The following is a 23,102-nucleotide window of genomic DNA, read 5'->3' as shown; positions in this document are numbered from 1 at the left end:
AAGCAACCAACGAAAGGCTTACGCCATAGTTGGTTGCTTTATTTTATCCATCTAAACTCCGCACCCCTTTACACTGGAGGTACTCCTTCAATTTCTTCGGCGGGGATAGAGCCCCCAATCGAAGCCCCCGGGTTCAGATTCAGCTTTAGATTTAGCATTGGCCGAGCAAGTTTACTGCTTAGGAAGTTCTAAAACGGCACCCCTGTTTCCCGAGGTAACCATACCGGCATAGCGAGCGAGGAAACCTGTCGTTATTTTTGGTTTTCTCGGCACCCATTTTGCTCTGCGCTTTGCCAGTTCATCATCACTAAGCTTAACATCAATTTTATTAGACATTATATCGATCTGGATAATATCCCCATCCTCAATCAGTGCAATGTTGCCTCCAACGGCGGCTTCAGGAGAAACATGACCGATTGCGGCACCTCGTGTTGCGCCACTGAAACGACCGTCGGTAATCAAGGCAACGCTTTCCCCAAGTCCGCTTCCCATAATGGCGGAGGTAGGATTTAACATTTCCCGCATTCCCGGACCGCCCTTAGGACCTTCATAGCGAATCACGACAACATCGCCGGGCACAATTTTGCCGGTAGTAATGGCCGTCATAGCATCTTCTTCACAATCAAAGACTTTGGCAGGGCCTTCATGTTTTAACATATCCGGAGCCACAGCAGAACGTTTTACAACGCAGGAATCAGGAGCCAGGTTTCCTTTTAGGACTGCGATTCCTCCTGTTTGGCTGTAGGGATTCTCAGCAGGTCTAATGACGTTCGTATTTTTATTGAGACAACCGGCAATATTTTCTCCAACGGTTTTCCCAGTACAGGTCATTAAATCTGTTTTGAGCAAACCTAGTTTGTTGACTTCATTCATTACTGCATAAATGCCGCCAGCCTCGTGCAGATCTTCAATGTAGGTATGGCCGGCAGGTGCGAGATGACAGAGATTCGGTGTTTTGTCACTGATTCCATTAGCGATATCCACATTTAATTCAATACCACATTCGTGGGCAATTGCCGGAAGATGCAGCATGCTATTTGTGCTGCAGCCCAGAGCCATATCTAAGGTTAATGCATTTCTAAAGGCATCTTCAGTCATGATATCCCGCGGACGAATATTTTTCTTCAGCAATTCCATAATCTGCATTCCCGCATATTTGGCAAGTTGAATCCTTTCGGAATAAACCGCCGGGATCGTCCCGTTACCTCGAAGACCCATTCCTAAAACTTCCGTTAAGCAGTTCATGCTGTTAGCAGTATACATACCTGAACAGGAACCACACGTAGGGCAAGCCTTATTTTCATATTCCGATAATTTTTCTTTCGTAATTTTTCCGGCTTGGAACTCGCTGACAGCCTCCGAAACGCTGGAAAAACTCGTTTTTTGTCCATCTACAATGCCAGCCAGCATCGGTCCGCCGCTGACAAAGATCGTTGGTATATTCAGCCGTGCTGCAGCCATTAACAAACCGGGAACATTCTTATCGCAGTTGGGAACCATAACCAGAGCGTCAAAGGCATGGGCCAGGGTCATGGCTTCCGTAGAATCGGCAATTAATTCTCTTGTAACGAGGGAATACTTCATGCCTTGATGCCCCATGGCAAGTCCGTCACATACCGCAATTGCCGGAAAAACAAGAGGAGTTCCTCCTGCCATAGCGACACCGATCTTAACTGCATCCACTATTTTGTCTAAATTCATATGCCCAGGAACAATATCATTTTTAGAACTGACAATCCCAATTAAGGGCCTTTCCATTTCCTCATTTGTTAAACCCAAAGCATGAAACAAGGCTCGATGGGGTACAGTAGTGGTTACAGCATCGCTATTCATTTTAAACACCTCTCAAGATAATTTGTATGATAACATTATACATTGCGTGATGTCTTATGTCTATCATCGAAATAATACTTCTTTAATTTTCTTGAGAAACTATCAACGCCTAAACTGCTAATCTTCCAGGAATCCAAACCCTCTCATGGCATGAATGATATGCAGTTTCATGGCAGTCTTTGCCCCTTCCGCATCACGTGCTGATAAAAACTCCATGATCATCCGGTGATCATTTAAAGTATTGCGGATCATTTCTTCATTGCTGTCCGATAAGGGAACCCCTTTATTGATCGCTTGATAAAGGACCGGCATCAGTTGATTCATAAACTCATTATGAGTCGCTTTGGCAATAGACTGGTGAAATGCCTGCTCCACATCCGTTCGATCTTCTTGATTGATGATCTGTTCTTCCACTAACTTTCCATAATACAAAATTCTTTCGAGCTCTTTATCTGTCGCTCTCTTAGCAGCATAATAGGCTGATTGGGGTTCAAATATAAGACGCATTTCATATAGATCTTTAACATCAGGTTTAAAGGAGGAAAGCTCCTTTAGCCCAAAAGCCATGGTTAATTCCCGGTTATCCTTTACATACGTCCCTTTTCCCCGAAATATTTCCAATACATTATGAGCAATTAAGATGCGGATTGCCTCGCGCAAGGTAGTTCGGCTCACTTCTAATCTCGCTGCAAGCTCATTTTCATTGGGAAGTTTATCTCCTGCCGAAAACTTTTTATCAATTGTAATCATTGCCAGTATATCTTCCGCAACATTTTCTGCCAGGCTTCTGCCTTCTCTAACCATATGTCTGCCTCCTTCCAGAAAAATCCCTTCGATTACGGGACAAAATCTTTATAAAAATAGAAATTATCACTATCAGACCGTTAATTGAAATGCTGCCAAGTAAAATCTACCGACAATATACCTATCGGGTCTTCGGCGGCAACCCAGTTTAACTCCGTAGACGCTTCCGGTTTTCTAAAACAAACCAAATTGCTGTAATGCCCAAAAGCACGACATATAGACGGCCTTACATTATGAATGCCGCAAATATCTTTATCGAGATCATAGAAAATGCAGGTTCCAAAATACCGCTGTTGATTTTTCAACTCAAATCGTTTATTTTCCGGCATTAATTTAAGAACTCTTCTTATGGAATCAAGCTCATGTTTTGTAATGGGTACCGGACCGCAGCACAATCCTCTGCACTCTTGACATGGTAGGCTATTCATATCTAAAAAACCACCTAACTATTTCAAATCAAACTTTATTGTTATTAAGGTTATCAATATCATTTTCCATGAAAATCTAAGGCCGGTACCATAAGAAAAGGCACTTTATTAATAATTAAAGAAATAAATATATGACGAATTTCCTTTTTTGTCAATAATAATGAATGTATCCTAACCAGATCGCATTATTTGCATTATTTCTGATTCTCTGATTTCATCCTTTTAAATAATTCCTTAACAGGTATATCGAATACAAATATCGATCGCAAACAATTTTACAATACAGCGATAATTAGCAGGATATTTTCGATATTTGTAGAAAGTAAAATTTAAGTATCATTCCAAGCCAAGACCTTAGATAATAATCAAGGAAGCGCTGCCAAGCTGAAACTGATATCAAGATTTTAGATAATAAAATTAATTGGAGGTATTAAAAGCCATGAGTTTCTCTATCAACAAAAGTGTAACCTATGTCGGAAAAATCGATTGGGAATTAAAAAAGTTTCACGGTGATGAGCTCTCTACTCATCATGGTTCGAGTTACAATTCTTATCTTGTCCGTGATGAAAAGATCGCTCTCATCGATAGTGTTTGGGCACCTTTTGCTAAAGAGTTTGTCTCAAATTTAAAAAAAGAAATCGATTTAAAAACCATTGACTACATCATTATCAATCACGGCGAACCCGATCACAGCGGGGCGTTGCCGGAATTAATGAGGGAAATACCGGATACACCTATCTATTGTACTGCTAATGCCATTAAATCCTTAAAAGGCCAGTACCATCAGGAATGGAATTTCATACCGGTTAAAACAGGTGATAAACTAAGTCTTGGATCAAAAGAATTTATTTTTATTGAGGCAAGAATGCTTCATTGGCCGGACACGATGTTTTCTTACTTAACCGGCGACAATATTCTTTTCAGCAATGACGGCTTTGGTCAGCATCTCGCTTCGGAACACATGTTCAACGACTTAGTTGATCAAGGCGATCTTTATCACGAAGCGCTTAAGTATTATGCCAATATCTTAACTCCCTTTAATTCATTTGTAGAGAAAAAAATTAATGAAATCTTAAGCTTGAATTTGCCTGTTGACATGATCTGCCCAAGTCATGGCGTTATCTGGAGAGATAATCCATTACAAATGGTGAATAAGTACATGGAATGGGCTAAAAATTATCAAGAAAATCAAATCAGTATCATCTACGATACAATGTGGAACAGCACCCGCCAAATGGCAGAAAATATTGCCGCTGGAATTAGACAAAGCGATCCAGACGTTACCGTAAAATTATTTAACTCCAATTCTAATCATACTGACAAAAATGACATCATAACAGAAGTCTTCAAATCCAAGGCTATCCTTGTTGGCTCTCCGACGATCAATAAGGGAATTTCCTATGCTGTGGCTGGAATCCTGGAAATGATTAAAGGACTGGCCTTTAAAAACAAAAAAGCTGCTGCTTTTGGCAGTTATGGCTGGAGCGGAGAGGGAAATAAACTTATCTCCGCTGAATTGGAACACGGCGGATTTGAAATAATCAACGAGGGACTGAAAGTGCTTTGGAACCCCGATGACGAAAGCCTCATTAAATGCCGAGAATTTGGCCAGACCATTGGAGAAGCCCTTAAATAATTAAAAGCGAAAAAGGGGGACGGTCCTTTTGACACATTTTTTGTGTCAAAAAGACCGTCCCCCCATTTTATTGGAACTTAATTGTAATATCCACGATTTCAGGCGTATTTCCCAAGCGAACAGGCGGTCCCCAGGTTCCATAACCTGAGGAAACTATGAGTTGAAAGTTTCCCTTCCTAAGGTAGCCCCAATCGTCTTCAAAAATCCGACGGGTTATTAGACGGATAGGAAATAGCTGCCCGGCATGAGTGTGGCCTGACAACTGTAGGTCAACTCCCTGCCTAACTGGTTCCTCCAATTGAAGCGGCTGATGATCCATGACAATAATAGGCAGGGAATGGTTAACTCCTTGAAGCAACGTCTGTAAATTTTCCCTCTGAGCCCTATTATAACGGGATCCGGAGCGATCATCTCTGCCAACCAGATAAAAACTTCCGTTAATTTCTTGATAGCTGTCTTTCAACACTTGCACACCTGCGGCACTTAAATATTTCATTGCCTCTTCAACATTTCCTCCGATATATTCATGGTTGCCTAATACAGCAAAAGCACCGTAGCGGGATTTTAAGTTTTTAAACGTCTCCATCATTTCTTGCTTATTAACGGCTTCAACATTTTCATCGAAGACATCTCCTGCAAACAACACCAAGTCCGGATTTAATTGGTTGATCATCCCAACCATCTTCGTGAGGTAATTGTTATGGATTATTGTTCCCAGATGGATATCCGAAACCATTACCACATGCAATTGTTTTAAGGGTCCCGCTTTCTTGCCAATCGTAATGTCATAATGATTAACCCGCGGATTCCTGGCATTCCAAGCACCATAACCTACAATTCCAAGCACCAAAATGAAGATCGCCAATCCGAAGCCAGGGTTTATGCCTTGTCTAAGGGGAGCAAGATGAATAAAATGGTTTATGAGACGCAATAGGTCAACTGCCAAAATCATGAACAAAAAGTAGAACATAAAGGCCATCCAATATGCCCCAACAAGGTTTAGCCCTTCGTATACAGCTTGGGGAAGGAACTTTTGCATAGAACGAGCAATTAAATATGACAATGAGATCATGCCAAAGACAATCCAGTAAACTTTTAGAGAACTATATGGGATATAGCTGAATAAAGCCTGCCAGCCGCGCAAACCAATATAGAAATTGATTCCCCCATATACTGCCAAAAATATTACCCCGATTAAAATATAAAATGGATTAGCCATTCGACACTTACCACCCCCGATTTTATAACTATACCACATGGTTGAAATTAAATGAACAAGCACAAAAACCATGTGATTTAATATCTATGCAAACTTGTCTCAGTCATGTTATTATTAGAATAGACTAATTATTAGAAATACAAGGCTCCTTTCCTGCTCTACAACTTCTCGCAATTCTTGACTTCAGAGGCACTTATAATCAACCCTTCTCTCAGTGAAGGGTTTTTACTTTTCAAAAAGCCCGCTCATCGCGTTATGTGACATTGAAATGCTATTCTTGGTACTGTAACGGGGGTCAAAAAATGATTATTCTCTTGGGAGAATCTGTATTAACACGTGAGATCAATACGCAGCTAATGGCCAGAAAACTTGAAGTTGTACGAAGGCAAAATTGGACCGCAGAAACCTGCATATCTTCTCCTCCTGCACTAGTGATTGACGCGAGCCACCCATCTATGAGTACTAAATTCGCTTCTTGTCGGAGTTGGTGCGAGGAAATGAAGATTCCTTATATTCGATTGGAAAGACCTGAAACCAAAATTCCTTCCAGCCCCTTAATTTTTCCCGTTTTTGATTGGGAAGAAGCTTTACTCCGGCTTGAACAACGCATTGAGTTCTTACGCGTTCAAAAAAAACACCTGCTAACGGTTTTCATAACAACGGGAAGCCATCAACTGCAGACGATTACGAAAAGTTCCTTTGCCAACTCAGTGCGCCTTGTGGCCAGAATCTTACCTGACGGACGTTTGGTGCAAAAATGTCAGGAGGCCGGTTTGCACCCCCGGGATATCGTTGCTATGCAAGGACCCTTTTCCAAAGAAATTAACAAAGCCCTCTTTAAGTTTTACGGAGCAGATATCATACTGACCAGAGACAGCGGCCTTGCCGGAGGAACAGACACAAAAATTTCTGCAGCTTTGGAACTTGGATTAGAAATTGTACTTGTTAGAAAAGCTAAAACGAATAATGGATTAACGGTAAACAGTCCTCAAGAATTACTAGCCTGGATAGATCAAAAGTTTTCAGGTACGCCCTCGATGACAATTTAAAACTTAAGTTTAGAAGCATAACCCCAAAACAGGTGCAATAAACCAAAGACGTTGCCATTTCACTACTATAGTGAGTGACAACGTCTTTTTTAATAATTAGGTACAACCCCAAACTTCAATGAATTTAAAATTTAAGCTAGCGGTTTTCTAAATCTTGTTTTCTGCTTTGAAATTCAGCAGAATCGATTTCACCTCGAGCATAACGTTCACGCAAGATATCTATGCCGCTATTGTAATTGCCATATTCTCGAGAATGAACTCTCGATTTGCTGTGGCGAAAGAAATAAACAGCCAAGATAATTATTCCGATTCCAAAAATTAACGGCATAAAGAACCCCATCATTCCAATCCCATAGCCGCCATATCCGCCATATCCATAACCGTTTCCCCAACCGCCCATCATGTGTCCCCAGCCACCCATCATCTGAATTCCTCCTTAAAATGAATTGGTAATAGTTTATAATAGCAGAAAACAGATCCTTTATTTTTTTTCAAGCGAAACAGTCTGTTTGCGTCCCAGCAGAGCTTCTTTACGTTCTAAATATTCTTCACGCTGTATCTCGCCGCGTGCATAGCGTTGATCCAAAATATCTAAAGGACTTTGGCTGTGAGTAAAAGATTTTCCGCTAAACAATACTCCAGAATTCGATTCTCTATAAATCAGATAGATAACAATAATTATGACAATAAAACCAAACATCATCGCAAATCCTCCTTGTCTATTAGACTTAATCTTTAGTAATTAATCCTCTTTCTTTAGTAATAAACCTCTTTAGTAATTTAATGCTTTTTTGTTGATAAGATTATCTTGCCCAATTTTTACCCTTTAACTACCAAGCTGTAGCGGAAAGATCCTCAGCTTTTAGCAATTAATTTTAGTAATTAAGCTTATCTGCCCACCTCCAACTGCAGAATAGATCATTATTTAAAAGACTTTGTACATTTAGTATCTTCATCTGAATTCAGTGTAACCTTCTGATACGATAATCTCATGAAAAACTTATGAATTTCTTGTGAATAACAGGAGGTAGTTTAACTTCGGGTTGTTTCATTTGACAATACCATTATTATGATCTAAACTATTTGAGAGCTGACATTGAGATCGCGTTTAATGACGCATCCAAAAATGGGAAAAATGCCTGTTATGGACCGCAAGTTAATAACTTGTGAGGCAGGTATTTTTCAAAAAATGAGAGGGAAAGCCATGCTTTCCCTCTTATTTTATTTAGCAGAATCCCTTATTTAGTAATTTACTCCTGATTTCTAGCGGCATGCCCCTATGAATCCACTGAATATAGCGCAGCTATTCTTATCAGTTTCTGGCAGGCTTTCAGGATGCCACTGTACTCCGAGACAAAATTTAGCCTCTATCTTTTCTATGCCTTCGATAATACCATCTGTTGCCGCGGCATTCTGTAGAAATCCCGGAGGAACTTCTTTAACGGCTTGGTGATGAAGACTATTAACCTCAATATTCGTTTCTTTCACCAGGGTAAAAAGCAGAGAGTCCTTCCTTAGGTCAATTCTATGCCATGTATTTTGACGCGGTGCAGTTTGTTTATGTTGGATTGATTCAAGATACTGACCTGGAATGTCTTGATATATCTTTCCGCCGGCCGCAACGGCTAAAACCTGAATCCCTCTGCAAATAGCTAAAAGGGGCAGATTTTTCTGCAAAGCATAGTCAGTCAGCAGCAGTTCGCTCAAATCTCTTTCAGGAAAACAAGCTCCAATACCTTGCAGAGGGTCTTCTTTTAAATAAACTGGGGAGATATCCCCTCCTCCGGATAATAATAGTCCGTCAACAAAATCTAATGCCTCTAGGCTCTCTTCCTTGCTTCTAACCGGGGGCAAAATCACCGGGATCCCTCCCGCTTTTCTTATACTGTCAACATAGAGGGCCCGAGGATATGTCTTCAGTTCTTCAGAATAATGTGCAGCAGTAATCCCAATTACCGGTCGTCTTCCCATCATTCTATGCTCCTCTCTAAGAATACAAAAACAGCGTCGGTTAATAGCCGCTACGCTGCCTCGTGTTCAAACTATTTATCTGTGTATGATTAAATATCAGCCAACCCTAGACTAATCTCAATGGCTTGGTCCACCCTAAGCATTACTTCCTCATCAAGAACTGTCACCTTTTCCTTCAGGCGACTTTTATCGATGGTTCGGATTTGTTCGGTAAGAATGACGGAGTCTCTTTCTAAACCGCTACGTCGGGCTCTAACTTCAACATGTGTAGGTAACTTTGCTTTTGCAATTTGTGATGTAATCGCAGCAATGATTGTGGTTGGACTGAATTGATTCCCTATGTCGTTTTGAATCACGAGGACCGGACGAGTTCCTCCCTGTTCTGAGCCGACAACGGGGTTTAGTTCTGCATAATAAATTTCCCCGCGTTTTATGATCATCTCCGACACTCCACCATCGTTTCTTCATAATACTCTAATACTTCTTGTTCTGTTAAGAAAAGTTCTCTGGCAATCGACAAATTGAGTTGCGCCATTTCAAGATATCCTTTGCGCATTTGTTCATGAATTCCTTTTTTGCGACGCTCGTGAAGAATGCTGTTGAGTGCTTCTCGGATAAATTCACTGCGATTGCGTTTTTCCACCGTGACGATTCCGTCCACTTCTGCAAGCAAACTTTCCGGCAAACTGATCATAATCCGCTTACTCTCTGCCACATTAGCACCCCCAAGTCTTTTAGCCAAAGCTATACTCTATTATAGACAATAATACAAAAAAGTGTCAATGAACTTGAAGAGTAAATTAGCTAAATCACCTCTAAAACAGCACTATTTGGGCATGTAAATAATGGTAACTCATAGCGCCAGGCTATTTTTAATGTTTAATCGTTGACTTCATAGATAGTATACCAGTATAGCATGCATGATATACTCATTTTTGTTAGATTTGGATAATCTCTTGAATCTTATGCTTGCTTTAAAAGCTTATTGACCATCGCGTCATGAGCAAGTATTTCTAAATGGTCATCAAGGTCCTGCAAAGGAGTGTCGAAACCGCGCCTTTCTAGAGCAAGTTCTAACAAGAAATCTGTAAGATGGGGATTCTTTGGCAAGAGAGGACCATGCAGATAGGAACCGAAAACATTGCGATACCGGACTCCTTCTACTCTGTCCTGATCATTGTTGCCATGACCCACCAATACTTTCCCCAAGGGGGTAACACCTTCACCGAGATATGTTTTTCCCGAGTGATTTTCGAAACCGACCAACGTTTTAATTTTCCGCTTGGCATACGTCTCCGCAGAATCTTCTATTTCACCCCTCAAAGTGCTTGGGTCTAAATCAACAACAACATTTCCAATTAAACGTTTTGTGCCCGCAATTGTCCACAGGTCCAGAATACCTAATCCGGGGATTTTCTCGCCATTAGCTATTTGGTAGTAATTCCCCAGCATTTGATACCCACCGCAAATTGCTAAAACTACCAGGCCATTTTCAATAGCTGCACGGAGCTCATTTTCCCGACGCATCAAATCTTGGACAAGCAGCCCTTGCTCCCGGTCCGATCCGCCGCCAAGGAAGAGTATGTCAATTGCCGAAATATCCAGATCTTCCCCTAGAGAGACTTTCTGAATTTCTGGTATAATCCCCCGCCAGCGACAACGTGCAGCTAAGGCTAAAATATTTCCCCGATCTCCATAAAGATCAAGCAAATCGGGATATAAATGACAAATCGTCAGCCTCATGTCCTCGCCCCCTCTCCATAGCTTTTATCCTTTATAGCAGCATGGCTTGCGTTCTTTTGCAATTCTTCCAAAACTTCGCGTGTGGAGAAGAGCAGCGTGTATGTAGGCAAAATAAAAACTCTTTCCCCTCCCAGGCGATCTCTTTGCAGCAAATTGAGGGCGGTAGAAACGGTGGGTTCCAGTACAAGCTTTTCCTCTGGAATACCCGCATATTTAAGCCTCAGAGCCATGTCCTCTGCGCGAAGCCCATAACAAATCACCTGTTGAATCTGCTCCTCCCGCAGGCCAAAACGTTCAAAGTCCACATCCCAAAGCCAAGAAATATCCCTTCCATCGGCAGCTAAATCATTAATTCCTATCATCACGCGCACCGGCTTGTCCACGCTAAGAATTGTTTGAATGACTTGATTAAACCCTGTCGGATTTTTTACAAGAGTTAAGGTAACCTCTCCTTCCTTAAGATTAAAACGTTCCATACGTCCGGCTTGGGGAATAAACTCCCGCAAACCTTTTACAATCAGACTATCCTCGACTCCAAGCTGACGAGCCGCTGTCAGAGCTGCCAAAGCATTATAGAGATTATAATAACCTTGTAATGAAGTGGCAAAGTGAGTATTACCCACTTGAAAATTCAGCAAACCATCCTCAGCAAGCACGTTTTGCGCCAAAACAGCAGGCTCCGGACGATGGAATCCGCATCCCTGGCAGCTATAGACTCCTAATTGTCCATAATGAAAAAGCGAATACACAAGTTCCCTGCCACATGCAGGACAAAACTTAGCCTCTCGAGTTTCAGTACTCTCGCGACAACTATCAGGTGTGGATTCTACACCATAATAGCAGGATTGCAGACCATTCGAACCAAACTGAGCCACTAGGGGGTCATCCGCATTCAGTACAAGCAGGGTCTCAGGAGATAATGATTCCTTTACTAAACGTACAGTAGTATCTAATTCACCATATCTATCGAGTTGATCTCGGAAGAAATTAGTGATAATAGCCAAAGTAGGAGTAACTTGATTACAAAACTTAGGCACAGTGGCCTCATCAACTTCCAGCAAAGCTAGTTTTGTACGGGAAGAGCCATTCCAAGAGGTTGTTTGCAGCAGGGCGCCGCTGATACCTGTAACAAGATTTGCCCCTGCCTGATTAAAAGCAAAGGATTTTCCGGCAACTCGTAAAATATTCGCCAAGAGATTAGCTGTCGTTGTTTTACCATTGGTGCCGGTGACTATTGCGATTCCTTCCGAAAAGGAGGCAGATAAATGTTTCATGATATCCGGGTCAATCCATTGGGCAATTTTCCCCGGTAACGTTGTTCCTTTTCTCCCGCTGACTTGCAGCCCTATTGTGATGAGTTTACCCACCCATAAAGCAACCCAAAAACGCCATGTTCGTTTCATAATTACTCCTTTAATTGTTGTCCTATCCATTTTAGCACGCTTATTTGTATTATCAACCAAAATGATGTTTCACCAAACATTTTCAATGAAGCTTATCGCATCTTAGGCTTTGCCTCACTGGAACACTCTAAGTTTCTGTAGCTATGTTCTAAATCAAAAAGAATTTGTAACAAACACAAATGAGTTTGCTGCAAATTCCTAATCCCCAATTCCCGAACATTTTACGATCGGTGTTTTTCCTATAACCATCACGCAAGCATATTCTTTTGAAAGTCCATATCTTGCCCATCCATTCGGGTACCTTTCTGTTAGGTAACTTTTGCATAAGTTTAGTATTATTCTCGGATGGTTTAAAACTCTTTAAAATGCTTTAAAGCCATTTATGCTCTGGTTCACTAACATATCTAATAATGGTCCTAAAACAAAGCTAAGGAAAAGCCGGAATCCTTCCGCTAAAACTAAGGTCACGCCAAAACGCAGGAGAATCCTGCCAAACCGGGATGTGGAGCGCCGTAAGATTCCATCATAATCCAGGACTCCTGCAGCTCCCCAGCCGAGCATCAGACAAACTATAAAAAAAGCATAACTCATGCAAGTCGTCAGATCCAAATAGGCCATGGCACTCCCCCCTTGCCAGAACTTATGAGCCTGCTAAGAATTTTATACCGAAGAATACCTCATTCAGGCAAAAACATTACAGAACTTATTCCTTAGTTTTGTTTTTAACTTGCTTAAGATAATTAACCGGGTCAAAATCCTCCTTAAGCAATTGTTCCTGAAATTCCCGAACGTCTATTTCCTTTTCCATGAGTGCTGAGATTGTCCCGGCACTCTCCACTTTATTCAGAGCAATATACCCTACAATCCGTCCCTCTCGCAGGACCAGCTTGCGATAATCCCGCGGAATCGTGGTATCAATTAGTTCGGTAAACCCCTCTCCCTCGGGTTTTAATATTCCGGCAGTAATCATCGGTAAATCAAAGAAACCGATGGAATTCATCGCAAAGCTGCCGGAATAAGACCGAACTAATCCGCTCATATTCAAACCTGCGTTAAAGCCTTGTTTATAAGCATTGGCCAAGAGAGGAAAGACACGCCACTGTCGATATATAGTGTCATAACCTTCAGCAACGTTCCCTGCCGCATAGACATCCATTACACTGGTTGCCATATGTTCGTTGACAAGAATCCCTCGATTCACTTGAATCTGCGTATCGTTAACTAAATCAATATTGGGATTTACACCAAGGGCAAGCACTACTTGTTCACATTTCAGGGTTGTTCCGTCCTGAAATGCTATACCGGATACTCTCCCTTTCCTTCCTAAAATTTCCTTCACTCTGGTTTGCAGATAAAACTTTATTCCATGATCCTCCAAAGTTTTTTGCACCAAAGCTGCCGCAGGCTCGTCAAGGATTGAGTTTAAAACCTGATTGGCAAGTTCAACAACGGTTACTTCGACTCCGCACTTAATCAGAGCCTCTGCAGCCTTCAATCCAGTAAGGCCTGCGCCGATAACCAGCACGCGTTTCCCCGGTTTTAAGACCTTTTCTAAACCCAGGATGTCATCCCATTTAACGAAAGTATGAACCCCCCTTAGGTCACAGCCGGACATCTCAGGCACAATAGGTTTACCCCCTGTAGCCAGCATCAAGCGATCATAAGGGATCGTTTCCCCCGATTCCAACACGACCGATTTATCTTCAAGTCTTAAGGAGCTGACCCGTTCACCTAACCTCGGAATAATATCCAAACGCTTATAATAATCTTTGGGACGATAGTACATTTTCGTCACCGGCAGCGTCCCCGAAAGATAATAGGAAATCAGAGGCCGGGAATAAGTATGGTAAGACTCATCTGATATTAAGGTAATCTTGCCTTTTGTATCTGCACTGCGAATCCCCTCAACAGTCCCGATAGCTGCCGTCGAATTTCCCACTACAACATAATTCATTCACCCTTCACCCCCTCTTTCCCCCAAAGACTCATCAGTAAAGATGAGTGCCGGTAAATCCTAATCTTCTATTCCTATTAATCAGAATCGACATCTATGCCAGAAAAATAAAATCCCCCAAACCAATTTTAAGTCTGGGGGAGAATTTACGAAACACCTAGGCGGGTTACTCCGCAATATTAATCTATAATTGAGCAATTAGTTTGGCGATTGAGCATTAGTTTGGTCCGCGATCGCCCGGATGTGCGTTGCTAAAACAAAATCCCCTATAGGACGCTTTTACCCATGAGATATTTATCTACTTCCCGGGCCGCAAGCTTACCTTCTTGGATAGCCCAAACAATAAGGCTCTGGCCTCTTCTCATATCCCCTGCCGCAAAAACCTTCTCCACATTGGTTTCAAACACTTCATAGTCCGCTTTTATATTACTCCTGAAATCTCTCTCCAGCTTCAGCTCATTGGGTATGGTGTCTTCCGGACCTAAAAAGCCCATGGCCAGGAGAACTAAATCGGCTTTCCACACTTTTTCGCTGCCAGGAACTTCTTGTGGAATCATTCTTCCGGAAGCATTCTTAACCCAATTAATTTCTACGGTATGAACTTCTTTAACCTCGCCCTGCTCATTACCCACGATTTTCTTAGTGGAGATAAGATAATTTCTCGGATCCCTGCCATAGAGATTAATGGCCTCTTCCTGGCCGTAGTCAACTTTTAATTTTAGCGGCCATTCCGGCCAAGGATTTGTTTCTTCCCTGCGTTTTTCAGGAGGTTCAGGCATAATTTCAAATTGATGCACACTCTTACAGCCATGACGCAGGGAAGTGGCAACACAGTCTGTTCCAGTATCCCCTCCGCCTATAATAATCACATCTTTGTCTTTAGCACTAATATAGCTGCCATCTTTTAACTTAGAATCAAGCAGGCTTTTAGTATTAGCTTTCAAAAAATCCACCGCATAATAAACACCTTTAAGGTCTTTTCCCTCAACCTCAAGTCCTCGCGCTTTAGTCGCTCCGGCACACAAGATAACCGCATCGTAGCCGTTCACCAGTTCCTGTGCAGGTATATCCTTGCCTACCTCAGTATTTAACATGAATTGAATACCTGAAGCTTTCATGAGATCAAGGCGTCTTTCCACAACTTGTTTCTCAAGTTTCATGTTGGGTATTCCGTACATCATCAGTCCGCCGGCTCTGTCACTTCTTTCATAGACGGTTACATCGTGACCTACGGCTTTCAGATAATAGGCTGCCGACAACCCCGCCGGGCCTGAGCCGACTATAGCAATTTTCTTTCCTGTCTTTTGGGCCTTTTTGGGTAGGACCCAGCCTTCAGCGAAAGCTTTTTCAATAATCTCATATTCAATACTGTTAATCGTTACAGGGTCCATAATATAACCTTCCGTACAAGCACCTTCACAGGGGGCCGGGCAGACTCTTGAGGTGAATTCCGGGAAAGGACTGGTTCTAGTCAGCCTTTTATAGGCTTCCTCCCATTGTCCTTTATAAACCAGCTCATTCCACTCAGGAATAAGATTATGCAGGGGGCAGCCTGAAGCCATGCCGTTTAACAGAACTCCGCCCTGACAGAAAGGAACTCCGCAGTTCATACAGCGTGCACCCTGAGTTTTCACAACCTCTGGGTCCTGAGGGAGTCTCATTTCATCCCAATCTAGCATTCTATCTTCAGGAGAACGTTTCTTGGGATTTATTCTTTCAAACTCTAAAAATCCAGTTGCTTTTCCCATTGTAAGTCCCACCTTAATCCTATAGTCCTTTAATTTTTAAAATGCTCTTCGAAGGCCGCCATCAAGGCTTCTTCACCGCTTAAGCCTGTCTTGTGAGCCTTATCAATGTTTTGAAGCATACGTTTATAATCTTTAGGAATTACTTTAGTGAATCTCTGTGAGTAATTCGACCAGTCATTAAGAACTTTCTTACCCAAAGGACTGTCGGTGTATTCAACATGTTTTTCAATCATGTCCTTGATTTCATTCGTTTCTTCAGGAGATTCGATGGTTTCCAATAACACCATTGACTTATTGCAGTATATTTCGTCAAAGTCCAGAATATATGCTACCCCGCCGGACATTCCAGCAGCAAAGTTTCTTCCTGTTTTGCCCAAGATAACGACTTTACCGCCTGTCATATATTCGCAGCCATGATCACCCACACCCTCAACAACTGCTTTGGCTCCACTGTTTCTGACACAGAATCTTTCCCCGGCTATTCCATTGATATAGGCTTCTCCCGAAGTGGCACCATAGAAAGCTACATTGCCGATGAGGATATTTTTTTCCGGCTCAAAGTCAGAACTTCTGGGAGGATAGACGATAATTTTACCGCCGGAAAGTCCTTTTCCCAGATAGTCGTTGGCATCCCCCTCCAACTCTAAAGACATCCCTTTGGGGATAAAGGCTCCGAAACTTTGTCCGGCCGAACCTACGAAAGTCAGCTTGATTGTATCCTCCGGCAGACCATTCTCACCGTATCTCTTAGAGATTTCGCTTCCTACAATAGTTCCAACGACGCGGTCGACATTATCGATCTTTAGTTTGGCCCGGATGGACTTCTGGTTTTCTAAAGCTGGTTTACACATTCTGAGCAGCTTTTTCATATCCATTGATTTTTCCAGCAGATGATTTTGTTTCTGAGAGTTAAACCGTCCGACATCAGCCCCTGCATAAGGTTGATAAAGAATTTGGGACAGATCAAGATTAGAGGCTTTCCAATTTTTAATCGTCTCTTTCGTCTTAAGCCTGTCCGTTCGCCCAACCATTTCATCGACAGTTCTAAAGCCCAGTTTAGCCATTATTTCACGCATTTCTTGGGCGACAAAGCGCATAAAGTTTTCAACATATTCAGGTTTGCCGTTAAAGTTCTTCCTTAAGGTTTTATCTTGGGTAGCTATCCCAACCGGACAGGTGTTAAGGTTGCAAACCCTCATCATGACACACCCTATGGCAATAAGAGGTGTCGTCGAGAAGCCGTATTCTTCAGCACCCAGCATCGCTGCGATGACGACATCCCTGCCCGAGAGTAATTTTCCATCGGTCTCGACAACAACTCTGTCTCTTAGCTTATTGAGCACTAACGTTTGATGAGTCTCAGCGAGCCCAAGTTCCCAGGGAAGACCGGCATTTCTAATACTGGTTCGAGGTGAGGCTCCGGTCCCTCCATCATAGCCGCTGATCAGAATGACATCTGCTTTCCCTTTCGCCACTCCCGCGGCAATGGTTCCTACCCCGACTTCAGAAACAAGCTTGACACTAATCCGTGCTTCTTTGTTGGCATTCTTTAAATCATGGATAAGCTCCGCCAAATCTTCAATGGAATAAATATCATGATGGGGCGGCGGCGAAATAAGATCAACGCCCGGTGTTGAATGGCGGACCTTGGCTATTTCCGGATACACTTTGCGTCCTGGGAGTTGACCGCCTTCTCCGGGTTTTGCTCCTTGAGCCATCTTGATCTGAATTTCTTTGGCATTTACCAAATAGTTGCTGGTTACTCCGAAACGTCCTGAGGCTACTTGTTTGATAGCACTGTTCTTGGAATCGCCATTGGGCATCACCGTAAACCGTTCAAGATCCTCTCCACCTTCACCGGTGTTGCTTTTCCCGCTCAGTCTATTCATGGCAATAGCTAAACACTCGTGAGCCTCTTTACTGATAGAGCCGTAGGACATTGCCCCGGTCTTAAATCGTTTGACAATAGAATCTACGGATTCAACATCTTCGATGGGAATGGTATCTCCCGCATTAATCTTAAAATCGAGGAGGTTTCTTAAGGTATAAATACCCTCCTCGTTAATTTTCCTGGAGAAATCTTTATAAAGAGAGAAATTCCCTTCCCTGCAGGCTTTTTGCAGCATATAGATCGTTTCAGGATTATAAAGATGGATTTCCCCTTCATCCTTGCATTGGAAGTACCCGCCAACTTCAAGGGTATCTGTATAGGGGGAATTTTCAAGATAAGCACTGTCATGGCGCATTTGATTTTCTAAGGCAATTTCCTCCAGACCTATCCCTTCAATTCTTGAAGGAGTCGAGGTAAAGTACTTTTCGATAAGTTCCTTTTTCAGACCTACTGCCTCAAAAATCTGTGCTCCGTGATAACTTCGCATCGTCGATATACCCATCTTGGTGAGTACTTTAAGAATTCCTTTGACAGACGCTTTAATATAGTTCTTTTTAGCTTCTTCGTAGCTCAATCCTTCCAACAAGTCCCTCGCCGCAAGATCCTTCAAAGTCTCATAAGCAAGATAGGGATTGACCGCTGTGACGCCATACCCAATAAGGGCACAGAAATGGTGGACTTCTCTTGGTTCACCTGATTCGAGAACAATTCCAATGTTGGTCCTGATTTCTTTTCTAATCATATGGTGGTGAAGTCCAGAAGAAGCCAAGAGAGCCGGAATCGCAGCGAATTCCTTGGAGACACCCCGGTCAGAGAGAATAATAATATTCGCGCCTTCACTGATTGCCTGATCAGCTTTGCGAAAAACTCTGTCCAAAGCCTTTTCCATAGATTTGGGGCCTCCGGAAACATTATACAGGATCGAAATAGTTACGGATTTCAATTTATCATTGTCCAGATATTTAATCGTATTGAGTTGTTCATTGGTTAAGATGGGATACTCCAGAGCCAAACTGGCGGATTTTCTCTGGTCCGGATCTAATAAATTTCCAGTATCTCCAAGCAGAATACTGCTGGAAGTAATGATCTCTTCTCGTATGCCGTCAATCGGCGGATTGGTGACCTGGGCAAATAACTGTTTGAAATAAAGATACAGCATTTGTGGTTTCTCCGACAGCACTGCCAGCGGGGAATCCATGCCCATAGCTCCAACGGGATCGACACCTTGTATCGCCATAGGTTCGATAGTTTTAATAATATCTTCGAAGGTGTAGCCAAAAGCTTTCTGCAGTTTAATTAAGTCTTCCGCAGTGATTTCTTCTTCGTCAGCTTTTACTGCAGGCAGCTCCTTGAGATGGACGATATGCCGCTGATTCCATTCTGCATAAGGATGTAGGGAAGCGACACTTCCTTTGATTTCTTCATCAGAGATAATCCTCTTCGCCTCAGTATCAATAAGCAGCATCTTGCCAGGCTCCAAGCGGCCTTTATATTTTACATTCTCAGGTTTTATATCGATAACTCCCACTTCAGAAGCCAAGACAACCTTGTCATCCTTTGTCACATAATACCGTGAAGGGCGAAGTCCATTTCTATCGAGCACCCCGCCAATGACAACACCATCGGTGAAAGCCATAGCGGCGGGACCATCCCAAGGTTCCATCAAAAAGTCATTAAATTTATAAAAGTTCTTTTTATCTTCAGGCATTAACTCATTCTTTTCCCAAGGTTCCGGGATCATCATCATGATCGCATGAGGAAGGGATCTGCCGGTAAGGTGAAGAAACTCAAGGCTATTGTCAAACATCGCCGAGTCACTGCCGGATTCATCAATAATAGGAAATACCTTTGTAAGATCCTCAAAAAGCGGAGAATCAATGCACTTTTGTCTCGCCTTCATCCAGTTCACATTGCCACGTATGGTGTTAATTTCACCGTTGTGAACAAGATACCGGTTAGGATGGGCTCTCTCCCAACTTGGAAACGTATTGGTGCTGAATCTAGAGTGAACCATCGCCAAAGCGGAGGTAAAATCCAGATCGGAGAGATCAAGATAGAAGTTCCTGAGTTGTTCTGCAGTAAGCATTCCTTTATAAACAATGGTCTTCGAAGAAAGACTGGAGATATAGAAAGTACCGCCCTTATCCTCACACATCGGTACGATAACTTTTTCTGCTCGTTTTCTAATAACATAAAGTTTTCTTTCGAAATCCATTTGATTCTTGAGATTGGTATTCTTGGCAATAAAGACCTGTATAAACCTAGGCATCACCGCCTTGGCTCCTTCACCGATAGTGGTTTTATCGATGGGAACTTCTCTCCAGCCTAAGATTCTTTGACCTTCCTCCAAAACAATTTTTTCGAAGGTCTCCATTTGCGTTTTTCTAAAATCCTCATACTTATGGGCAAATATCATACCTACGCCGTAGCTGCCCTTTTCTGGCAAATCAAAGCCCAGAACTTCACACTCTCTTTTAAAGAAATCATGAGGTATCTGAATCATGATTCCGGCGCCATCGCCAGTATTTTCATCGGCTCCGCTGGCCCCTCTGTGACTCAAATTTTCTAGGACTGTTAAGGCCTCATCGATAATAGTATGAGATTTCTCTCCATTAATATGAACGACAAATCCCATTCCGCATGCATCACGTTCCTGTGCCGGATCATAAAGTCCTTGCTTATTCGGTAATCCAAAATTTTGCATAATAACCACCCTTTATGGACTTCAGTTTGTTTGGTGTAAATCTTGACATGAATGGCTTTAAGAATAACTAACTTCACAACATTATAGCGTATTTTTAGTTTTTGATCTCAACATTTCCTTCTGTAATTAATTGTCATATTTGACTGACATTACAAAAGCAAATTTTCTCATACACTCAATTAATCATTACAGTTATTGAAAAATATATTTGTACTATATAACAATTTCTTCTGAGTGTAATTTATATTTTAACATACTTAAGTCGTTAAATAACCATTAATATAAATGTATTATGTATTTTTTTAAAACTTTGTTTTTCAATACGAAATAGCACTCTTCTTGCAGTTCACATCCGGATGTTATACTTTCTTCTAAATATTAAAAGGCGTGCTGCCGCACGCGTTCAGAGTAGTTATCCGGAGTTCGCAATTTGTATGCCTTGCTTAGCAATAAAAAAACAGCAACCTTGCTAGACAAGGTTGCCCAACCCCATTCGTTCCAGACGCTCTATCTGAAGCATGGATGATTATACCCCTGGAATCATCCACGTGAAGACATACGCTTGAAGCCAGACAAGAATTCCCATAAGAATTGCAAGGGCTATACTGTGTAAAAAGACTTTCCGGAAAATAACTCCAATGGCATTAACCGCTTCAACAGGGCTGGAGTAACAGGCTACAGTGGCGACCGTGATACTCTGTGCGTCAATCATTTTTCCCATAACACCGCCGGTACTGTTCGCAGTAACCATTAACAGCGGATTTAATCCTAACTGCTGTGCCGTAATCTGTTGCAGACCCCCAAACAAAGAGTTTGAAGCCGTGTCGCTTCCGGTTAAGAAAACACCCAACCAACCAATCATTACTGCAAAGAACGGATACATTGCTCCTGTTTTTGCGAAGGCCAAAGCTAATATTGCATCGGTTCCTGCATATCGTGTCATGTAACTCAAACCAAGGACTAAGGAAATTACAGTAAGAGGTATTTTTAAACGAGTAATTGTTGTAACGAGAATTTTCTTCCACTGTGCCAGAGTCACTCTCAGGAATATCGTACCAGAGAGAAGAGCCGCTATTAGAATACCGGTTCCTGCCATCGTAATAAAATTAAAAGAATAAGTGGCTGCTTCTCCCACTTTTGCCACATCCGTCGGAGAAACGGGCGCAGTTCGGAAGACCAAACCATGTAAATATGGCACTTTGAAACTAGGATTGAAAAGGCTGTTTAAGAAAGTCTTTACGCTCGGAACACCCCAAAGTGCAACAAAAATCGCCAATAGAACCCAGGGCATCCAGGCTTGTATTAACACTGGCCATGTGTATTTAGGAATTATTTTTGATTTCACAACCTTTGTGCCATCCAATCGAGCATAGGCCATTTCATTCGTAATAATATTCTTAGGTTTCCAAACCTTTAAGAATAAAGAGGTGACAATAATACTAACAATTCCTGCCCCAATATCTACAAGCATTGTCATGCCGGCTTCGGCCATTAGAAACTGAGTGGCTGCAAAGGAAGCACCCGTTACGAAAATTGCAGGCCAAACTTCCCAGACGTCCTTCCATTTCCCTTTTTCCATCAAGACTAAGGTTGCCACACACCAAAATGGTATTATGATTGAGAAAAACGGTAATTGTCTGCCCGCCATCTGAGTGATAAGGGCGTCCGGAATTTTCGTCAGCCCTGCAAGCGTGAGAACCGGAGTTCCAATTGCCCCCCATGCTACCGGTGCGGTATTGGCAATCAAGCATATGACTGCAGCAGTCAATGGTCTAAATCCTAATCCTACCATAATTGCCCCGGCCACTGCCACCGGAGTTCCGAACCCAGATGCTCCTTCAATAAAAGCTCCAAAACTAAAAGCAACAAGCAGGGCTTGTAAGCGTCGATCCGCAGTAATACCGGCAATTGAATCTTTAACAATTTCGAACTTACCCGTAATAACCGTCATAGTGTAAAGAAAAATTGCGCCAAAAACGATCCAGCCGATCGGAAATAAACCACTCATCACACCTAGCCCAAATGCTGCTGCAGCAGATGTTGCGGGCATTTTCATAATAAAAACACAGATAAGAAATGCTACAAAAGCTGCAATAGCTGCTGCATAAGGTGCATAGATTCCCAATAATTTCTTGCCGTCTTTACTTTTATGAGGGTGCAGCGCTAAGAAATACAAAAGTGTTAAAATTGGTAAAGCCGCACAAAATACCGACAACCAAAAACTCCCTGCAGGATTATAATTTTGCAAGTACTTCAATTATATACCCCCTTTCAAAATTTAAAATTTCTCCCAAGTTCCCCTTTGGATAGTCCCTTTTTATCACCCCTTTTTTAAATTATTTAAAAGTTTTTTAAATATTCAATAAAATATAGTTATGCCAAAGCAAGTATACAACCAAAAGTTATGCTTACCGATAATATAAAAACAGACAGCCACGCTGTCTGTAAGATTTTCTAAATTAGTATAGTATTTTAGCAATCACTAACGTGATAACAATAAATGTTGCACTGAGGGCTCCCAACCAGTTGAAAATGTGTTCTCTCTTCCGAAAGGCTGCCCATTCATCGTCCTCTATTAGAGGCTCATTGGGTTTCGACATTTCCATACCCTCCTCAAATTTTCATTTCTTACCTAACCTTCAATCTATTTATATCTATACTGTATGCTTCTCTTCTTTCTCCATACCCTCCCAATCAGTTAGCCAATAATAAGACTTTA

General features: G+C 42.1%; 19 protein-coding genes. 2 read left to right on the top strand and 17 right to left on the bottom strand.

Going from position 1 to position 23,102, the window contains the following annotated elements; all coding sequences use genetic code 11:
* Positions 1 to 171: 171 nt before the first annotated feature.
* From ilvD to DESACI_RS03685, 3 genes are all read right to left on the bottom strand, one after another.
* A complete protein-coding gene (gene ilvD / locus DESACI_RS03695) occupies positions 172 to 1,833 on the bottom strand; it encodes a dihydroxy-acid dehydratase (RefSeq protein WP_014825829.1) in 1,662 nt (553 codons plus the stop codon).
* Between the two features lie 117 nt (positions 1,834 to 1,950).
* Positions 1,951 to 2,637, bottom strand: coding sequence for a FadR/GntR family transcriptional regulator (locus tag DESACI_RS03690; RefSeq protein ID WP_014825828.1), 687 nt, complete (start codon positions 2,635 to 2,637; stop codon positions 1,951 to 1,953).
* A gap of 80 nt (positions 2,638 to 2,717) precedes the next feature.
* A complete protein-coding gene (locus DESACI_RS03685; RefSeq protein WP_014825827.1) occupies positions 2,718 to 3,065 on the bottom strand; it encodes a YkgJ family cysteine cluster protein in 348 nt (115 codons plus the stop codon).
* Positions 3,066 to 3,504: 439 nt separating this feature from the next.
* On the opposite strand from DESACI_RS03685, the gene DESACI_RS03680 reads away from it, so the two are divergent.
* Complete coding sequence (locus DESACI_RS03680; protein ID WP_014825826.1) at positions 3,505 to 4,701, top strand: anaerobic nitric oxide reductase flavorubredoxin; 1,197 nt, start codon at positions 3,505 to 3,507, stop codon at positions 4,699 to 4,701.
* Between the two features lie 67 nt (positions 4,702 to 4,768).
* Here the strand turns inward: DESACI_RS03680 and DESACI_RS03675 are convergent, their stop codons facing one another.
* The gene (locus DESACI_RS03675; RefSeq protein ID WP_014825825.1) at positions 4,769 to 5,920 is read right to left on the bottom strand and encodes a metallophosphoesterase; all 1,152 of its coding nucleotides are present in this window, start codon (positions 5,918 to 5,920) and stop codon (positions 4,769 to 4,771) included.
* Positions 5,921 to 6,222: 302 nt separating this feature from the next.
* Between DESACI_RS03675 and DESACI_RS03670 the strand changes: the two genes are divergently transcribed.
* Positions 6,223 to 6,969 carry a precorrin-6A/cobalt-precorrin-6A reductase gene (locus tag DESACI_RS03670; protein ID WP_014825824.1) on the top strand — a complete coding sequence of 249 codons (747 nt, stop codon included), beginning with the start codon at positions 6,223 to 6,225 and terminating at the stop codon, positions 6,967 to 6,969.
* Positions 6,970 to 7,105: 136 nt separating this feature from the next.
* Here DESACI_RS03670 and DESACI_RS03665 read toward each other — a convergent pair whose 3' ends face one another.
* The 13 genes from DESACI_RS03665 to DESACI_RS24420 form a co-directional block, all read right to left on the bottom strand.
* A complete protein-coding gene (locus DESACI_RS03665) occupies positions 7,106 to 7,390 on the bottom strand; it encodes an SHOCT domain-containing protein (protein ID WP_014825823.1) in 285 nt (94 codons plus the stop codon).
* 60 nt (positions 7,391 to 7,450) lie between these two features.
* Positions 7,451 to 7,672: an SHOCT domain-containing protein gene (locus tag DESACI_RS03660; protein ID WP_014825822.1), complete on the bottom strand. Its 222-nt coding sequence runs from the start codon at positions 7,670 to 7,672 to the stop codon at positions 7,451 to 7,453.
* A 560-nt stretch (positions 7,673 to 8,232) separates the two neighbouring features.
* On the bottom strand, positions 8,233 to 8,940 hold the full coding sequence (locus DESACI_RS03655; protein ID WP_014825821.1) for a gamma-glutamyl-gamma-aminobutyrate hydrolase family protein: 708 nt from the start codon (positions 8,938 to 8,940) through the stop codon (positions 8,233 to 8,235).
* 89 nt (positions 8,941 to 9,029) lie between these two features.
* Positions 9,030 to 9,380: a type II toxin-antitoxin system PemK/MazF family toxin gene (locus DESACI_RS03650; RefSeq protein ID WP_014825820.1), complete on the bottom strand. Its 351-nt coding sequence runs from the start codon at positions 9,378 to 9,380 to the stop codon at positions 9,030 to 9,032.
* Positions 9,377 to 9,655 (bottom strand): CopG family ribbon-helix-helix protein, encoded by a 279-nt coding sequence (locus DESACI_RS03645; protein WP_014825819.1) that lies wholly within the window; start codon positions 9,653 to 9,655, stop codon positions 9,377 to 9,379. Before DESACI_RS03645 ends, DESACI_RS03650 begins: the two co-directional genes overlap by 4 nt.
* 248 nt (positions 9,656 to 9,903) lie before the next feature.
* Positions 9,904 to 10,683: a type 1 glutamine amidotransferase gene (locus DESACI_RS03640; protein ID WP_014825818.1), complete on the bottom strand. Its 780-nt coding sequence runs from the start codon at positions 10,681 to 10,683 to the stop codon at positions 9,904 to 9,906.
* Positions 10,680 to 12,086 (bottom strand): Mur ligase family protein, encoded by a 1,407-nt coding sequence (locus tag DESACI_RS03635; protein WP_014825817.1) that lies wholly within the window; start codon positions 12,084 to 12,086, stop codon positions 10,680 to 10,682. The genes DESACI_RS03640 and DESACI_RS03635 overlap by 4 nt, the downstream gene beginning before the upstream one ends.
* Positions 12,087 to 12,446: 360 nt before the next feature.
* Positions 12,447 to 12,704 carry a hypothetical protein gene (locus DESACI_RS03630; RefSeq protein ID WP_014825816.1) on the bottom strand — a complete coding sequence of 86 codons (258 nt, stop codon included), beginning with the start codon at positions 12,702 to 12,704 and terminating at the stop codon, positions 12,447 to 12,449.
* 85 nt (positions 12,705 to 12,789) lie between these two features.
* Complete coding sequence (locus DESACI_RS03625; RefSeq protein ID WP_014825815.1) at positions 12,790 to 14,040, bottom strand: NAD(P)/FAD-dependent oxidoreductase; 1,251 nt, start codon at positions 14,038 to 14,040, stop codon at positions 12,790 to 12,792.
* A 266-nt stretch (positions 14,041 to 14,306) separates the two neighbouring features.
* Positions 14,307 to 15,788, bottom strand: a complete 1,482-nt coding sequence (locus tag DESACI_RS03620; protein ID WP_014825814.1) for a glutamate synthase subunit beta — start codon at positions 15,786 to 15,788, stop codon at positions 14,307 to 14,309.
* A gap of 29 nt (positions 15,789 to 15,817) precedes the next feature.
* Complete coding sequence (gene gltB, locus DESACI_RS03615; protein ID WP_014825813.1) at positions 15,818 to 20,383, bottom strand: glutamate synthase large subunit; 4,566 nt, start codon at positions 20,381 to 20,383, stop codon at positions 15,818 to 15,820.
* Positions 20,384 to 20,909: 526 nt separating this feature from the next.
* On the bottom strand, positions 20,910 to 22,640 hold the full coding sequence (locus DESACI_RS03610; RefSeq protein WP_014825812.1) for an L-lactate permease: 1,731 nt from the start codon (positions 22,638 to 22,640) through the stop codon (positions 20,910 to 20,912).
* 202 nt (positions 22,641 to 22,842) lie between these two features.
* Positions 22,843 to 22,983 (bottom strand): hypothetical protein, encoded by a 141-nt coding sequence (locus tag DESACI_RS24420; protein ID WP_014825811.1) that lies wholly within the window; start codon positions 22,981 to 22,983, stop codon positions 22,843 to 22,845.
* Positions 22,984 to 23,102: the final 119 nt, after the last annotated feature.

The sequence above is a fragment of the Desulfosporosinus acidiphilus SJ4 genome (genome assembly GCF_000255115.2).
Lineage (GTDB): Bacteria > Bacillota > Desulfitobacteriia > Desulfitobacteriales > Desulfitobacteriaceae > Desulfosporosinus > Desulfosporosinus acidiphilus.
This window is presented reverse-complemented; position numbering and strand designations above follow the sequence as displayed.

Bases quoted from the DNA above. Each gene is read 5' to 3' on its own strand.
- DESACI_RS03675 (WP_014825825.1), bottom strand. From the start codon at position 5,920: ATGGCTAATCCATTTTATATTTTAATCGGGGTAATATTTTTGGCAGTA.
- DESACI_RS03660 (WP_014825822.1), bottom strand. From the start codon at position 7,672: ATGATGTTTGGTTTTATTGTCATAATTATTGTTATCTATCTGATTTAT.
- DESACI_RS03650 (WP_014825820.1), bottom strand. From the start codon at position 9,380: ATGATCATAAAACGCGGGGAAATTTATTATGCAGAACTAAACCCCGTT.
- DESACI_RS03625 (WP_014825815.1), bottom strand. From the start codon at position 14,040: ATGAATTATGTTGTAGTGGGAAATTCGACGGCAGCTATCGGGACTGTT.
- DESACI_RS03690 (WP_014825828.1), bottom strand. From the start codon at position 2,637: ATGGTTAGAGAAGGCAGAAGCCTGGCAGAAAATGTTGCGGAAGATATA.
- DESACI_RS03670 (WP_014825824.1), top strand. From the start codon at position 6,223: ATGATTATTCTCTTGGGAGAATCTGTATTAACACGTGAGATCAATACG.
- DESACI_RS03635 (WP_014825817.1), bottom strand. From the start codon at position 12,086: ATGAAACGAACATGGCGTTTTTGGGTTGCTTTATGGGTGGGTAAACTC.
- DESACI_RS03640 (WP_014825818.1), bottom strand. From the start codon at position 10,683: ATGAGGCTGACGATTTGTCATTTATATCCCGATTTGCTTGATCTTTAT.
- DESACI_RS03630 (WP_014825816.1), bottom strand. From the start codon at position 12,704: ATGGCCTATTTGGATCTGACGACTTGCATGAGTTATGCTTTTTTTATA.
- DESACI_RS03680 (WP_014825826.1), top strand. From the start codon at position 3,505: ATGAGTTTCTCTATCAACAAAAGTGTAACCTATGTCGGAAAAATCGAT.
- DESACI_RS03685 (WP_014825827.1), bottom strand. From the start codon at position 3,065: ATGAATAGCCTACCATGTCAAGAGTGCAGAGGATTGTGCTGCGGTCCG.
- DESACI_RS24420 (WP_014825811.1), bottom strand. From the start codon at position 22,983: ATGTCGAAACCCAATGAGCCTCTAATAGAGGACGATGAATGGGCAGCC.
- DESACI_RS03665 (WP_014825823.1), bottom strand. From the start codon at position 7,390: ATGGGTGGCTGGGGACACATGATGGGCGGTTGGGGAAACGGTTATGGA.
- gltB (WP_014825813.1), bottom strand. From the start codon at position 20,383: ATGCAAAATTTTGGATTACCGAATAAGCAAGGACTTTATGATCCGGCA.
- DESACI_RS03655 (WP_014825821.1), bottom strand. From the start codon at position 8,940: ATGGGAAGACGACCGGTAATTGGGATTACTGCTGCACATTATTCTGAA.
- ilvD (WP_014825829.1), bottom strand. From the start codon at position 1,833: ATGAATAGCGATGCTGTAACCACTACTGTACCCCATCGAGCCTTGTTT.
- DESACI_RS03620 (WP_014825814.1), bottom strand. From the start codon at position 15,788: ATGGGAAAAGCAACTGGATTTTTAGAGTTTGAAAGAATAAATCCCAAG.